The 15,318-nt window shown below is 32.5% G+C and carries 17 protein-coding genes and 1 rRNA gene; 17 read left to right on the plus strand and 1 reads right to left on the minus strand.

Going from position 1 to position 15,318, the window contains the following annotated elements; translation table 4 throughout:
* Positions 1-12: 12 nt before the first annotated feature.
* Both rrf and OF365_RS02525 read left to right on the plus strand, forming a co-directional pair.
* A 5S ribosomal RNA gene (rrf, locus tag OF365_RS02520) occupies positions 13-116 on the plus strand.
* A 116-nt stretch (positions 117-232) separates the two neighbouring features.
* The gene (locus OF365_RS02525) at positions 233-703 is read left to right on the plus strand and encodes a dihydrofolate reductase (RefSeq protein ID WP_263818043.1); all 471 of its coding nucleotides are present in this window, start codon (positions 233-235) and stop codon (positions 701-703) included.
* Here OF365_RS02525 and OF365_RS02530 read toward each other — a convergent pair.
* The gene (locus OF365_RS02530) at positions 674-1,048 is read right to left on the minus strand and encodes an MG284/MPN403 family protein (protein WP_263818044.1); all 375 of its coding nucleotides are present in this window, start codon (positions 1,046-1,048) and stop codon (positions 674-676) included. The genes OF365_RS02525 and OF365_RS02530 overlap by 30 nt on opposite strands.
* Before the next feature lie 156 nt (positions 1,049-1,204).
* On the opposite strand from OF365_RS02530, the gene OF365_RS02535 reads away from it, so the two are divergent.
* The 15 genes from OF365_RS02535 (at position 1,205) to atpC (ending at position 15,316) form a co-directional block, all read left to right on the plus strand.
* The gene (locus tag OF365_RS02535; RefSeq protein ID WP_263818045.1) at positions 1,205-2,380 is read left to right on the plus strand and encodes a PstS family phosphate ABC transporter substrate-binding protein; all 1,176 of its coding nucleotides are present in this window, start codon (positions 1,205-1,207) and stop codon (positions 2,378-2,380) included.
* On the plus strand, positions 2,380-4,554 hold the full coding sequence (gene pstA, locus OF365_RS02540; RefSeq protein ID WP_263818046.1) for a phosphate ABC transporter permease PstA: 2,175 nt from the start codon (positions 2,380-2,382) through the stop codon (positions 4,552-4,554). The genes OF365_RS02535 and pstA overlap by 1 nt, the downstream gene beginning before the upstream one ends.
* A gap of 123 nt (positions 4,555-4,677) precedes the next feature.
* Complete coding sequence (gene pstB / locus OF365_RS02545; protein WP_416906744.1) at positions 4,678-5,535, plus strand: phosphate ABC transporter ATP-binding protein PstB; 858 nt, start codon at positions 4,678-4,680, stop codon at positions 5,533-5,535.
* A 4-nt stretch (positions 5,536-5,539) separates the two neighbouring features.
* A complete protein-coding gene (locus OF365_RS02550; protein ID WP_263818047.1) occupies positions 5,540-6,199 on the plus strand; it encodes a PhoU domain-containing protein in 660 nt (219 codons plus the stop codon).
* 307 nt (positions 6,200-6,506) lie between these two features.
* Positions 6,507-6,869, plus strand: a complete 363-nt coding sequence (locus tag OF365_RS02555; RefSeq protein WP_263818048.1) for a hypothetical protein — start codon at positions 6,507-6,509, stop codon at positions 6,867-6,869.
* Positions 6,856-7,689: a F0F1 ATP synthase subunit A gene (locus OF365_RS02560; protein ID WP_263818049.1), complete on the plus strand. Its 834-nt coding sequence runs from the start codon at positions 6,856-6,858 to the stop codon at positions 7,687-7,689. Before OF365_RS02555 ends, OF365_RS02560 begins: the two co-directional genes overlap by 14 nt.
* Before the next feature lie 32 nt (positions 7,690-7,721).
* Positions 7,722-8,042, plus strand: coding sequence for a F0F1 ATP synthase subunit C (locus OF365_RS02565; RefSeq protein ID WP_263818091.1), 321 nt, complete (start codon positions 7,722-7,724; stop codon positions 8,040-8,042).
* A 51-nt stretch (positions 8,043-8,093) separates the two neighbouring features.
* On the plus strand, positions 8,094-8,717 hold the full coding sequence (locus OF365_RS02570) for a F0F1 ATP synthase subunit B family protein (RefSeq protein WP_263818050.1): 624 nt from the start codon (positions 8,094-8,096) through the stop codon (positions 8,715-8,717).
* Positions 8,718-8,722: 5 nt separating this feature from the next.
* Positions 8,723-9,259 (plus strand): ATP synthase F1 subunit delta, encoded by a 537-nt coding sequence (atpH, locus tag OF365_RS02575; protein WP_263818051.1) that lies wholly within the window; start codon positions 8,723-8,725, stop codon positions 9,257-9,259.
* Between the two features lie 16 nt (positions 9,260-9,275).
* The gene (locus OF365_RS02580; RefSeq protein WP_263818052.1) at positions 9,276-9,584 is read left to right on the plus strand and encodes a F0F1 ATP synthase subunit delta; all 309 of its coding nucleotides are present in this window, start codon (positions 9,276-9,278) and stop codon (positions 9,582-9,584) included.
* On the plus strand, positions 9,571-11,802 hold the full coding sequence (gene atpA, locus OF365_RS02585; RefSeq protein WP_263818053.1) for a F0F1 ATP synthase subunit alpha: 2,232 nt from the start codon (positions 9,571-9,573) through the stop codon (positions 11,800-11,802). Before OF365_RS02580 ends, atpA begins: the two co-directional genes overlap by 14 nt.
* 1 nt (position 11,803) lies before the next feature.
* Entirely contained in the window at positions 11,804-12,637 is an 834-nt protein-coding gene (locus OF365_RS02590; protein WP_263818054.1) for a hypothetical protein, read from the plus strand.
* Position 12,638: 1 nt separating this feature from the next.
* Positions 12,639-13,496: an ATP synthase F1 subunit gamma gene (gene atpG, locus OF365_RS02595; RefSeq protein WP_263818055.1), complete on the plus strand. Its 858-nt coding sequence runs from the start codon at positions 12,639-12,641 to the stop codon at positions 13,494-13,496.
* A gap of 24 nt (positions 13,497-13,520) precedes the next feature.
* Positions 13,521-14,909, plus strand: coding sequence for a F0F1 ATP synthase subunit beta (gene atpD / locus OF365_RS02600; protein ID WP_263818056.1), 1,389 nt, complete (start codon positions 13,521-13,523; stop codon positions 14,907-14,909).
* A complete protein-coding gene (atpC, locus tag OF365_RS02605; RefSeq protein ID WP_263818057.1) occupies positions 14,909-15,316 on the plus strand; it encodes an ATP synthase F1 subunit epsilon in 408 nt (135 codons plus the stop codon). The genes atpD and atpC overlap by 1 nt, the downstream gene beginning before the upstream one ends.
* The last annotated feature ends 2 nt before the right edge of the window (positions 15,317-15,318 follow it).

The following is a 15,318-nucleotide window of genomic DNA, read 5'->3' on the forward strand; positions in this document are numbered from 1 at the left end:
CATCGATCAAGGTGTGGTGAAGATATCAAAGTGGAAATACCCGTTCCCATCTCGAACACGGAAGTCAAGCACTTTAGAGCCGACGATAGTTAAAACAAAATAGGTCATCGCCACGCAAAGTAAAAAAAGGAACTCAAAAGAGTTCCTTTTTTTGTCTTATTGTTAATATAACCTAAGAAAACTGATATTTATAGTAAAATTAAAGTATATAGACAAATTTCGAGGTTTTAAAATGTTAAAATTCATTTGATGCCAAACATCAAACGGCGGCATAGCAAAAGATGCACGTCTGCCGTGATACGTTGAGGAACAACAACAACATTTCTTACAACAAATTAAAGGACAAGTAGTTGTCTATGGACAATACTTATTTAATAATTTTTTGAATAATAAAGTTATTAAAGATGTTGACAACATTATGTATTCTTCAACTGTACAAGAACCTCAGGATGGTTCATTTCAAGTAACGAATCAACAAAAACATATTCAAACAATAGCTGAACAACGAGATGTTTATATTATTGGTGGAATTAAGATTTTTAATATTTTTATTGATTTAGTTGAGGAACTAGTGGTCTATGAGTTAAAAAACTTTTATCACTGCGACCGCTATATGAATTTAGATTTTAAAAATTTTGAATTAGTATCTGAAACAGAATACAATCAATTTTATTTAAAAAATTATCGGCGTATTGGGAAATAATTTTTCAGCAAAACTCGGGTAAATATTAAGCAATGAGATAAATTCATCAACAGCTTTTTTGTGTTTGACATAAAAACTAGATGGTGAATAATTTAACTGCTTGGCTTGAAATTCATTGATGTATAAGTGCGTCAGAATTTCAGAACCCTCACGTGACATATTATTAAGAATTATTTGTGTGTATTCAACTAGTGTTTTTGATCACTTAATAGATTGGGTAACATTGGTAGCAATACTTGGAGAGTATTCATTGATGATATCTAAAGCTTTTAATTGATGACGAGCCTTTTTATACTCTTGAAAAATTGTTCGGATTTGTGCCACCTTAGGTGTAATTACTGGCATTTTTTTCCTCCTTTTTTAAAATTTTATACTCATAGATTATCACATCAAAACAATAAAATAAGAAATTTCAAGCCAAAAAAAGATCTTTGAATATTATTAATTAATAATATATAAAAAGAATATTAAAAAAATAAGAGAAAACAAAAATATTAGACAATGAAAAAAAAGAAATTGAAATTTTTAATTGCAGCCATAGCGCTAGCACTAATTTCACCATCAGTGCTTTTGACATCCTGTAAGCAAGAAGTTGATAATATTGTTAATGTTGCGGGTTCATCCACTGTCTATCCCTTTATATCTGCCCTGTCAGATACTTATGTAAATGTAGATCCAAGCATTGACATAATTGCCACACCAAGCGGTTCGGGAAGTGGTATTAAAGAGGCTCGTGATTTAAAAAAAGATCTCGGTGTCGCTTCGCGTTTTGCAACAGAAGATGAAATTAATAACGAATGATTTGCACACGATATGAAAACATTTACTTTTGCTTGAGATGGGATTGCTATATTGTATTATGTGCCGGGTCTTGAAAATTTAAACATTGATGAGCAAGGATTATCACAACTTTACAAAGCCTTTGCTGGCTATGATCAAATAAAATTAGCAAACCTAGATAAACACATACCACAAAAATATGCTAACATTAACATCACACCTTTTGCTCGTTCAGGAGGAGCAACTGCCTCAGGGACAGCTGAAGCGTTTCTATACAATACGCAAATAACCAATGTAAAAAAAATTGATAACAATATTCTTCAAGCACTAGAATTTGGAAATTATGGAAAATTCGTAAAGGTAACATCAGAAGCTAACTCACAAGCTTTTCAACGAATTGATAGTGATCAAATTGTTGGTTCAATGATTTATTTATCGGCTGGTTTTGTAAAAAATAACTTTGAATACTTATATAAAAAAGGCTTTCGTGTGGCTAGTATTCAGTATAATCAGAAGTTTATAAAACCCTTTGATTATATACTTGTTGATAATAAAATTTTCATTCAGAACATCAATGTAGCAAATGGATACAAATGATATAGACCCTTAAACATTTTATTTAGCGTATCACATTGTTCGTTAAAAACTAAAAACTTTTTGTATTGATTATTAATAAGTCAAGCAGCATCCAAAGTAATTGAAAAAGTTGGCGGCATTAATTTAAGTCGTGAACAAAAATTAGTTATGTTTTCTGGGGAAGAGAAAAATGAGAATTGATTAAATGATCCTACAAAAAAACAAAACTTTTTTGTTTCTGACGAAAAAACATTTAAAATTAAGAACAATGAAGAAATTGACTTTATGAGTTTTTATCAGAAGGAAAAGGTTAACAAATAATGATTCATCGATCACGTTTAAAAAATAAACGAATTACGGATAATGTTTTCAAACACTTTTCTTTTTTATTCATTCTTTTCTTTATCATCCTCTTTATTGCTATTTTGGCCTTTATTATTGCAAAAGCTATTCCAGGTTTCCAACATTATGGGTTAAAAAGAATTTTATTTAGTAATGATTTCAACTTACACAACACTAAGAAACAAACAGGTGTTTCTGTTTGGTTGCCATTAGCAGTAACTTTAATGGTATCGTTTGGTGCACTTCTCATTGCTGCACCGATTGGGATTAAAACTGCTACTTTTATTAAATTCCGTTTAAAATCAGAAGTAACTCGCAAAGTATTAAAAGTTATTATTTTATCTTTATCTGGGATTCCTTCAGTAATTTTTGGTTTATTTACTATCAATAGCTTAGGACCGGTTTTAAAAGTTATTTTTCACACCCAAACTGTAATGAATATTTTTACAACATTTGTGATGTTGTCGTTCATTATTTTACCAACTATTATAGCAACAACACTGAACGCATACGATGCTGTGGATCCTCAATTAATTGAAAATGGTATAGGGATGGGTTCGTCTTACACACGTTCTTTGTACAAAACTTTTAAAGCCGAAGCCAAAGCTAATATTACGATAGGTTTAATTTTAGCTTTAGGACGTGCAATTGGTGAAACTATGGCTGTGAGTATGATTTTAAGTGATGAAGGCTATAATAATGTCATGAGTCAAGGTTTAAAACATTTCCTTAATTCATCTCTACGACCTTTAGGTGCGTTGATTTCGACTAACATGTTTGGTGAAAATGTGGGCGAAAACCTAAAAGGATTGTTATACGTCTTTGGAATCGTTTTGTTTATAGTAGTAATGATTTTAAACGCTATTGTTTTATATTTAACAAGTCAAAATAGTAATAAATCAAGACATGTTTTATGAATTCGTTTTACAAAAAGAATTAATAATTGTTTAAATATTATCCCAAATTACATTAAATCACTTTTCGAACGCCTTAGTTATAAAAATAAATATAAAGTATCACCTGAAAATATTGAAAATGTGAATGCTTATGTTACCTACCGAATTCAGCATCATAAACTAATCAAAGTTTATGATTATTACAAAATATTTTGTGAAGTAATAGCTAGTATTATAGCCTTTGGGTTTCTGTTTTGAATATCTCTAGATATCATAGTCAACGGAGTGATTACATTTGTTGATCCAACTTTTGAATCAACAGTTTTTAAATATACAAAAAATACCACAGGTCAAGCTGTTATTAACACGCTATTGATTATTTTTTTAGCACTGTTAATCGCCTTTCCAATTGCTTTGTTTTCGGCTATTTATTTAAACGAGTACGCAAAAAATAAACGATTTAAAAAAGTTATATATTTCTTTATTGATAGTTTTGGGTCCACTCCTTCAATTTTGTTTGGTATGTTTGGGTTGGTTATCTTTATTGAATGATTTGGTTGAACAGCATCTGGTGCAAAAGGAACATCGCTATTAGTGGGAGCTTTAACTATTGCATTGGTCATATTACCTATGTTAATCCGTTCTATTCAACAAGCGCTGCAAGCAGTGCCGAAAGAAGTACGAATAAACGCGTATGGATTAGGTAGTTCTAAATGACAAACAATTCGTAAATTAGTTTTACCTCAGGCCATGAATAACATTATCTCTGGCATATTTTTATCCATGGGACGAATTATCGCAGAAACTGCGCCCCTTTATTTGACAGCAGGGTTAACATCTTCAAAACACATTGGATTGTTGTCTTCGGGCCAAACTCTAACCACTAGAATTTATGCAAATGCGATTATGGCTACAGATTTAAAACAAGCTCGTTATGTTCAGTATGAGGCCGCCTTTGTTACTTTGTGAATTGTTTTGTTTTTAATTATTATGGGATACATTTTTGTCCCCTATTTAAAAGATGTCAAAAGTCATTTAAAACAATGATTTAAAAAACAAATAGGATATTATCATTCTACGCAAGTAGATCATTTAGAAATTTTTCAATCACAAATTTATAAAAAATTCCTGCTAATCACTTATGAGCAAGCAGCATTGATGAATTATAATATAAAATTAGTTAAATATGCCAAAATAAGAAATCGTATTTATGAAATTAGATACATTGATGAAAAAGCTATGGAGCAGTTAATTTAGGTTGATACAATGGCTAAAAAAATTAAAGTTTACTTACTAGAAAAACATAAAGATTGAAAGCACCAGTCCATAGAAAATATTGTTATTTTCTTGAATGAACAAAATATTTTTAAGCGTTGGTGGCTGTATCGACAATTAAGCAATGATCAAAAAAAAGCACTAAAAGAATATCAAAAAAACAAAAAAGAACTGATAAATAAAAACAAAGAAAATTTCAATTTTGATAACGTTTTTGAAGTTGAAAATTTTAATTTTTGGTACCAAAAAGGAGCTAAACATGCTCTTAAAGATATTAATGTTGAAATTAAACGTTATAAAGTAACCGCTTTAATTGGGCCGAGTGGTTGTGGGAAATCGACTTTTTTGCGCAACCTAAATCAGTTAAATGATTTAATTGATGGCACAGTTTATAGTGGAGAAATTTATTTTGATGGGATTAATACACGCTCTAAAAAAATTAGTACTTTAGAATTAAGGACAAGGGTAGGAATGGTTTTTCAAAAACCAACACCTTTTGAAAAAAGTATTTTTGAAAATGTGGCCTACGGACCTCGCCAAAACGGAATTAACGATTATAAAACATTACAAAAAATAGTTGAAAAAGCGTTAATTAATGCCTCATTATATGATGAAGTAAAAGACATTTTAGACAAACCAGGGTCCGCTTTATCAGGGGGACAACAACAACGATTGTGTATAGCGCGTGCAATCGCTTTAGAACCCGAAGTCTTATTAATGGACGAACCAACATCAGCATTAGATCCAATTGCAACAGCAAATATTGAAAAATTAATATTAGAATTAAAACAAAAATATTCAATTATTATCGTGACCCACTCAATGGCACAAGCGCAACGAATAAGTGATGAAACAATTGTTTTTTACCAAGGGAGTGTAATTGAACAAGATAAAACAAGAAACATCTTTACACGACCGAAAAATAAGAAAACAAAAGATTATGTTTCAGGAAAGATTGGTTAAAAATATGGCAACAAATTATTCAATGATGAAAGAATCACAAACGGAATTATTAGATAGTTTTAAGAAGTTTTATAAGCGTGTTTTAGATAACACAGTTGATTTGTGTGATAAACTCCAAAAGCGAGAATTAACTTATAAAGAGATTTATAACGATGCTTTTTTTAAGGAAGAACAAGTTAACTTAATTTACTCTGACATGATAGATGAATGTGTCTGAACAATACAAAAAGATCAACCGCGCGCTGGTCACTTACGTTTTTTTATCTCTGTGATTAACTCAGTTAAAGATTTGGAAAGAATCTCAGATCACAACGAAATTATTAGTGAATATTTTGAAGAGTATAACTTTAGCGATGAGGAAATCAAACACTTTCTATCGGCGTTTGAAGTAAGTAACAAAATCCTTTTAGATTTTTATCGACACTTTTTAAAAAACAACTTTAACTCTGAATTAGTAGATGAAATTAAACGCGTTCGAGATCAATACCTAAATGATACAAATAAGAAACAAATGCGTACTGTTTATATAGATGATAACTTAACCGATGAGGAAATGAATTCGCGTGTGAAATTAATCCTAATGTATCGACATATCGAAAGAAATATTGATCATGCGATTAACATCTTACAAAATTTTGGTAACGTGCATATTAGTAGCAAATAAGCTGACAAAAAAGATAAGAAACAGATAAACTATCTGGTTTGTTATCAAATACTTTAAAAAAAATGGTTTTTTTACGAATAACTTTGCAATTAACTCTTAATTATTTATAATATAAATAAGTCAAATGAATTTTGACTAAAAATAAATAAGAGATTGATGAAATGTGAATTTTAAACAAACTTGACATAATTACTTGACATGATATTTATGGGATATAACAATTGGACTTTTAGTTTGTCTGATTGCTATACCCCTTTCAAGTAATTTTGCAAGTTTTTTTTACACTTATATTTTGTCGGTCATATTAATGTTAGGTTTAATGACATTACGTATGTTCGTAATCGATCGGATGTGGAAAAAGAAGAATTTATCTTTACGAAAAACCACCCGACCCATCTCTAAAAAAGAGAAATTACTAAGTACCTTTGAATTCGCAATGGTTTTTATGTTTTTTCAAACTTTATTAGTGATTCCGATTTTAATCGGAGTTCTCGTTAATGCATTTTACCAAACAGGCGAGGGGGCTATTTTTAATTTACCTTTTTTACTTGTTATCAATATTTCACTAATAATCGTAGGTGTTATTAGTCAGATCGTTTCTCAATTTAAAAAAAACAAAAAATATGTTCCTAAACAAAAAATTATGGAGGTATCAAATGGAAAACTATAAACCACTTGATGTATTAGTCGCAATTCCGCATATCGGAGCTGTGATCATGGTAACCTTAATAATTCTAACCATTTCTCTTGTTTACTACTTTAATGTTCGTAAACTTAAGGTTCACGACGTTCCTAATCGTTTTGTGTTAATTATTCAAGCAATTGTTAACTTCTTCAAAGGAATTGTTGTCGATACAATGGGACCAAAACACGTTAAGCTAGCACCGTGAATTTTATTTACTTTTGTTTATATTTTCACTGCAAACATGGTTTCATTATTTGGTTTTAAAGAAGCAACAACAGCTTTATCTGTTCCGTTAGGAATGGCCATCGCATCTGTCTTTGGTGGACAGATAGTTGCATTGCGTTACCAAAAAGCATCTTTCTTCTTGAAATTCGCTTTCAAAATCAAGGGCATCCCAGTGATGATCAACCCCTTAGAAATCGTTTCAAAATTTTCACCAATCATCTCATTAACATTCCGTCTATGAGGTAACATTACTGCAGCTGCAATTTTATTAAACATCACATTCTGAGCTTTTGCTGGATTTACTGATGCTTTCCCATTCATTGGGCTATCAATAATTGCCGCTGTTACAATCCTTCCAATCCTAATTGGTTACTTTACAATGTTTGCTGGAACGATTCAAGCATTCGTATTCACATTATTAACATCAGTAACATGAGGATTAGAAATTAAAGAAGGGGAAGAACACTTCGAACACCTAGCTCACAAAAAAGCAGAAAAAGAAGCTGCCAAACGTGCGTTAGAAGCAAGTGCTAATCAACCCGTAGAACAACAAATAGCAACACAAACCAACGTTGCGTAATTAAAAACAAAATCAACAAGGAGTTATAAATTATTATGTCATTTATCGATTTATCAAATGTTATTACATCTCACTTAGATGCATTGCCAGTAGGAAAAGAAGCTGAAGCTTTTAGTTCAGGTGCTGGGGTTGCTTATTTAGGTAAATATATTGGTACTGCTATTACTATGTTAGCTGCAGGGGCAGTAGGGGTTATGCAAGGGTTCTCAACTGCAAACGCTGTACAAGCCGTAGCTCGTAATCCAGAAGCACAACCAAAAATTCTTTCAACAATGATCGTAGGGTTAGCGTTAGCTGAAGCCGTTGCGATTTATGCATTGATCGTTTCTATCTTACTTATTTTCGTTGCATAGTATTTACTGCAATTTTATTAAGAAAATAAACTAAGGAAAGGAAACCAAAACATGAAAAACAAATTAAACAAAAAAGGCTTGATAGCAAGCTTATCAGTTGTTGCTCTTGCTGCTTTCTTTGTACCTTTATTAGCAAGTTGTTCTGGAGACATTCCTGAATTACAACCAACTGAAATTATTAATACATTATTCCCTAACTTGTGAGTGTTTGTTGCACAAGTAGGAGCGATGTTAGTTGTTTTCAGTATCATTTTATGATTAGTGTGAAAACCAACAAATAAAATGTTAGACAAACGCCGTGCGTTTATGGCTAACGAAATTAAAGAAGCAGAAGAAACAAGAAAAGAAGCGCTTGTTTATTTAGAATCTGCTAAACAACAAAAATTAGAAGCTCAAACTGAAGCGGTAAAAATTGTAACTGATGCGAAAGCAGAAACAATGTCATATCGTGAAAATCTTGAACGTGAAGCGCGTGAAGCTGCTGACAAAATTGTTGCTACCGCTCGTGCTAATGCAGAAAATGAACGTTTAAATATGTTGAACGTAATGAAACAAGAAGCTAAAGAAGCTGCTTATGTTGCTGCTGAAGCATTGATGAAAAAAGAATTATCTCGTGCAGATAATGACAAATTAGTTGATGAATTTATTAAGGATTTAGAAGAATCTAGTAAATAGTTTTTATGAAATCAATTAGATCTGTTCAAAAATATGCATACGCTTTATTAGCGTTAGCTCGCGAAGAAAACAAACTAACTGAATACAAAGAACAGTTAGAAGTTATTTACGAAATTATTCGGGACTACCCTGCATTTTACAATACACTAGCATCAAGTATTTTAGATAAAAAACTAAGAAAAATAACTTTACATGAAGTTTTTCAAAAGGAAATGAATATGAATATTATCCACTTCCTTGAATTATTAATTGATCGTGAAAAAATCAATTATTTACGTTCAATTTTGAAAAAAACATTGAAATTCATTGATAATGATTTGAACATTCGTAAAGTAATTATTCATACTGCTTTTGAATTAAGTCATGAACAAATGAATCGTTTAGTTCATGCTTTAACTAAAAAACTTGACTGTACAATCGAAGCTGAACAAAGAATCGATCATCAGATGATTGGTGGTATCCGAGTGAATTTTGAAGCTAACGAAATTGACTCATCGCTGAGAACAAAATTAGATCATATTGTATTTGATAAAAACATTTAGAAGGTAAGGTTGTTATATGAAAAGCAAATTAGAAAGATTTTCGAAAACAATTATGAACCGCTTAGCAAACTATACAAACGACGCAACAAAAGTAGATATTTATTCACCATTTGAATTATCAAATTTACAAATCACTCGTTTGGGTTCTGTTATAGAAAAACAATATGGTTTTAAACCACACATTAGAGTTTTAATTGACCCAAATTTAATTGGTGGGTTAGAAGTTAAAATTAAATCTGATGTGATAGATTCATCATTAAAAACTAAATTAAATAAAATCATCAATATAAACGAAAAAGAAGGTGCAATCAATGAGCGTAAATAATAAAAACACAACTTCTTTATTATCAGATATTAAAAATCACATTCAAAATCTATCAAAGAAAACCGAAACTCTTGAAGTTGGTAATGTTATCTCACTAGGGGATGGAATTGCCTTGGTTGATGGATTAGAAAGCGTTATGTTAAACGAAATTGTTCGTTTTGAATCTGGGGTTGAAGGAATTGCTTTAAACTTAGAAGAAGATGCTGTCGGGGTCGTTTTAATGGGTGACTACGATGATATCCAAGAAAACGAACGAGTTTATCGAACACACCGAATTGTGCAAGTGCCAGTTGGGGATGTAATGCTTGGACGTGTAGTTAATGCACTGGGTAAAGCAGTTGATGGTAAACAAGAAATTGTTGCCACAAAATTTGGTGTAGTTGAAAAAATTGCACCAGGGGTTATGGAACGTAAATCAGTTCACCAACCTCTTGAAACAGGAATTTTATCTATTGATGCAATGTTTCCAATTGGAAAAGGTCAACGGGAATTAATTATTGGTGACCGTCAAACTGGAAAAACAACCATTGCAATTGATGCAATCATCAATCAAAAAGGTAAAAATGTTAACTGTGTATATGTTGCTGTTGGTCAAAAAAACTCAACAGTAGCAAACATCGTGCGTACTTTAGAAGAAAACAACGCTATGGAATTTACTACTGTAGTTGCTGCAAATGCTTCTGAATTACCGGCTTTACAATATCTTGCTCCATTTACTGGAATGACTATTGCTGAAGAATGAATGCACGAAGGAAAAGATGTTCTTATTGTATTTGATGACTTGTCAAAACACGCGATTGCGTATAGAACACTTTCATTATTATTAAGAAGACCGCCAGGGCGTGAAGCTTATCCAGGGGATGTCTTTTATCTACACTCTCGTTTACTTGAACGAGCATGTAAATTATCTGACGAACTAGGTGCTGGTTCAATTACAGCATTACCAATTATTGAAACACAAGCAGGGGATATTTCTGCATATATTCCAACCAACGTAATTTCAATTACGGACGGCCAAATTTTCATGCAAACTAACTTATTCAATGCTGGACAAAGACCGGCAATTGATGCTGGGCAATCAGTATCACGGGTAGGTTCAGCTGCACAAATTAAGTCTGTTAAACAAACAGGGGCTGCTTTAAAATTAGAATTAGCAAACTACCGTGAATTAGAAGCTTTCTCGCAATTTGGTTCTGATTTAGATGAAGAAACAAAAAACATTCTACGTCTTGGTAAGTCAGTTATGGCTGTGATTAAACAAGATCCAAACAAACCATACTCACAAACGGATGAAGCAATTATTTTATTCACTGTAAAAGAAAAAATGATTCCAACAATCCCTGTTGAAAAAATTGCTGACTTCAAACTTTACTTAATCGATTACTTCAAAAAATCACCTTTACGTCGTGATTTAGATCGTAATAAAGCATTTAGTAAAGAAAACACTCCCGCTTTCAAATACGAAATTTGAAAAGCTATGAGCTTATTCTTACACAACGATGAATCATTGATTCCAGAAGATCGTGAATTAAAAGAAGCTCGTGATGTTTATTTTGCTAACATTGATAGCCAAATTAAACAATGAGAACAAGAAGATGCCTTAAAAGCTGCTAATACACCAAAAGTTGTGAAACCAGTTGTCACATCACAAGTAGAACAACCAGCACCAAAAGTGCAAGAATCTGTAGAAGTTGATAACTCAGAGTCTTTAGCTAATACTGAAGAAACAACAGATGAACAAGAAGTGTGTGTTAAACCAGCTTGTAAAGCTTCACAAGAAGCAATTAAAGCACGTGAAGAACAAGTTTTAGTGCGTTCTGATGATGCTGTAGCTGATAAAGAAAAACAAACAATTATGGTTTCTATTAGTGCAGAGGAAGCTGAAGCTTTATTTGACCATGAAAAACCAGTGTTATTCTTTAAAGTAACACCTGTTCAACCAGTTGAACGTGTGATTGTTTATGCAACTGCGCCTGTGAAAAAAGTAGTTGGGGAATTTGATTTAGAAGATATCAAAATCTTAAATCCTCGAACTGCGTGAAGAACTTATGGAGCTAACTCAGTAATCAAAACTGCGAAAGAATTTAACGCATATTTTGCAAATCATTCTGAAGCACACGTGATTATTGCGAGTGCAATCTATAAATATTCAAATCCAAAAACATTGGATAAATATGATATTAAGAAAGGGCCAAGTGGATTCACTTATTTAAAATAATATGAAAAAAAATAAAAATTTAAGTTATGATGAATTTTGCAAATTGCCAAAAGTTAAGCAAATTTTCACTCCCTGATTTATTTCTGCGCTAGTTATCTTTATTGTTTTTGCTACTATTGCTTTTACAATGTTAGGACTTTTAAATGTTCCGTTTACACAAGCACGAACGGTTGTTTTAGCAACACAAGCAGGACCAGTTTTAGGAGACCATTTAGCTAATGTTAGTGGTTCAGAAGATTCATTAATGTCATATGTTCTATATGACCCACATGCTGATTATCAGGAATGATTACGTGCTGTGAAGGATGTTAATGCCCATGGTATTACATTCCATCAATTAGAACACTTGACAGATGCACAATTACACACTCTATTAGAAGAAAAAGATTTATTAATGCACGAAAAAACATTAACTGAAGTACTGCATTATATGCATCACGGATTACACTCAAAAGTTATTAACCATAACTTAACATGAGGGTTCGTAATTAAAGTGCTTTCAAATCCAACTAATTCTTGATTCTCTCAATGATTAGATTACTTAAGAGTTAATGACCCGCACGATTCTGTAGAATGAACAGAACGTCTTTCATTAATTCAACAATATTCTTCTGAAACTCAAGGAATGAATTACCACGCTTTCTACTGAGTATTCATCATCTTTATGATGCCAAATATGATAACTTTAATTATTATTGTTGTGAAATTATCAACAGTTTTAAAACCAAAGTTAACACCAGAACAAAAAGAACAATACAAATTACAAAAAGCACAACAAAAAGCACAAAAGAAATTAAAAAAACAATCTTCAACAATAACTGCTGGAGCTTTATAAAATGTCTTTAGATACCATTAAAAGAAAAATAGGTTCAATTAACACCACAGCTAAAATTACTAATGCCATGAAATTAGTAGCTACAGCAAAACTTAAACGTCAACGAGATCGTTTGATGGCGATTAAGGATTATGCTTATGACTACTATGATGTAATTGGTTTGCTATTATCTGTGGTCGATGATGTTGAATTCCTAGTCAACGATGGTGCCAAAGATGCTGTATTGTATATTAACATTAACTCAACAATGGGACTAGCTGGTTCTTATAACTTTAATGTTAATAAGGTGGTTGATCAATATGTTCGTGATCAAGATATCACTTTTACAATTGGTAAAAAAGGAAAAGATCATTTGCGTGATGTTCGCAAAGAACACGTGATTAACAAATTTTTAAATTTAAACGATAATGATTTAACATTCGACACAGCAATGCAAATTGCACGTGAGGCTTTAGAATTATATGAATCTAGAGAAGTTAAACAAATTCGGATTATTTATACGAAATTTATTAATGCGATTACTTTTGAAGTGAAATGTATTGATGTTTTACCGTTTGATAAAAACAGTTTATCAGATTACATCAATGTCGGGGACCTTGAAAAGGATAACATCATTTTCCAACCAGATAAGTTAGCAATTATTAGAACAATTTTGCCAAGTTATATTGCAACAATTTTATATGGTTGTTTATTAGAATCAAAAATTTCAGAAAATGCTTCGCGTCGAAATGCTATGGATGCATCTACAAAAAATGCTAAACAACTTGCAGATCATTACAAACAAATCTACAACACACTTCGTCAAAGTAAGATTACTAACGAAATTACTGAAATTGTGGCAGGTTCTGATGATGAATAAAATATTTGATAAAGGAGTTTATTTATGAAACAAATAGGAAAAATTCAACAAGTCCTAGGTCCGGTTGTCGATGTTTTGTTTAGTCCTAAAACATTGCCCAAGATTAACGATGCTTTAGAACTAAACAACAATGGTAAGAAATTAGTCCTTGAAGTTTCGCAATTAGTAGGGGATAACATTGCACGTTGTATTGCAATGGATACTACAGACGGTCTAGTGCGTGGGTTAGAAGTAATTAACACAAACGCTCCAATTAGCATGCCAGTAGGGATGCAAGTCTTGGGACGTATGTTCAATGTTACAGGTGATCCAATTGATAATCAACCAGCACCAACTGGGAAACGTATGCCAATTCACCGTCCAGCACCATCATTTGCTGAACAAGCTGACCGAATTGAAATTTTAGAAACAGGAATTAAAGTTGTTGACTTGCTAGTCCCTTTTGCTAAAGGGGGAAAAATTGGGTTATTCGGTGGTGCAGGGGTTGGTAAAACCGTATTAATGCAAGAATTAATCCATAACGTTGCTAAAAACCACGGGGGGCTATCAGTCTTCTCAGGTGTTGGGGAACGTACACGTGAAGGGAATGACCTTTACTACGAAATGGAAGAGGCTGGTGTTTTAGATAAAACAGCACTAGTTTTTGGACAAATGAACGAACCACCAGGGGCACGTATGCGTGTAGCTTTAAGTGGTTTAACTATGGCTGAAGAATTCCGTGATACATTCGGGCAAGACGTATTGTTATTTATTGACAACATCTTCCGTTTTACTCAAGCGGGTTCAGAGGTGTCTGCACTTTTAGGTCGTATGCCTTCAGCTGTAGGGTACCAACCAACGTTAGCTTTTGAAATGGGGCAATTACAAGAACGGATTACATCAACTAAAAAAGGATCAATTACATCAGTACAAGCTGTTTATGTACCAGCCGATGACTTAACTGACCCGGCTCCAGCGACAACATTCTCACACTTAGATGCGAAGGTTGTATTAGACCGTGCAATTGCTTCTTTAGGGCTATATCCAGCAATTTCTCCATTACAATCAACATCACGTCTTTTAGACCCACTTGTAGTTGGTGTAAAACACTATTCAGTCGCTCGTCGAGTAATTGAAATTCTACAAAGATTTATGGAATTACAAGATATTATTGCCATCTTAGGGATGGATGAATTAAGTGAAGAAGACCGTCAATTAGTAACTCGTGCGCGTAAGGTACGTAATTATCTATCACAACCATCACACGTTGCGGAAAAGTTCTCTGGTCAACCAGGTTTATCTGTGCGATTAGAAGACACTATTGAAGGATTTAGAAAAATCCTAGATGGTGAATGTGACGATATTCACGAACAACATTTCTTATATGTTGGTAAAATTGATGATGTGTTTGCCAAAGCAAACAAACAAATATAATGATTAGTACGCAATTAAAAATTGTCTCACCATATGCACAGACTTTAACACAAGCAGTTTATAGTGTGGAGTTAAAAACAACCACAGGAAGAATTGCAGTGCTCCCAAACCACAACCCTTTAATGGCACCAATTGAAAACCATATTGCATACGTGCGTCCTACACCAAGTGCAGCACGAATTCCGTATGTGATTCTTGAAGGTGTGATCTATGTGGAAGAACACCAAATTAGAGTCTTTACTGATTACTTTAAACCTTTATCAGAAGTTAACGCTGAGGAAATTGAACAACAATTAATCCAAGAGGAAAAAGACTATAATGTGTGTGAAGATGATAAAAAGAAAATGCAAATTAAATCGAATATAAAACTTCATCAAGCAATTTTGCTAGCTTTAAAAGATAAATAGAT

Origin of the sequence: Ureaplasma zalophigenitalium (genome assembly GCF_025780055.1) — a bacterium.
Classification (GTDB): domain Bacteria; phylum Bacillota_I; class Bacilli_A; order Mycoplasmatales; family Mycoplasmoidaceae; genus Ureaplasma; species Ureaplasma zalophigenitalium.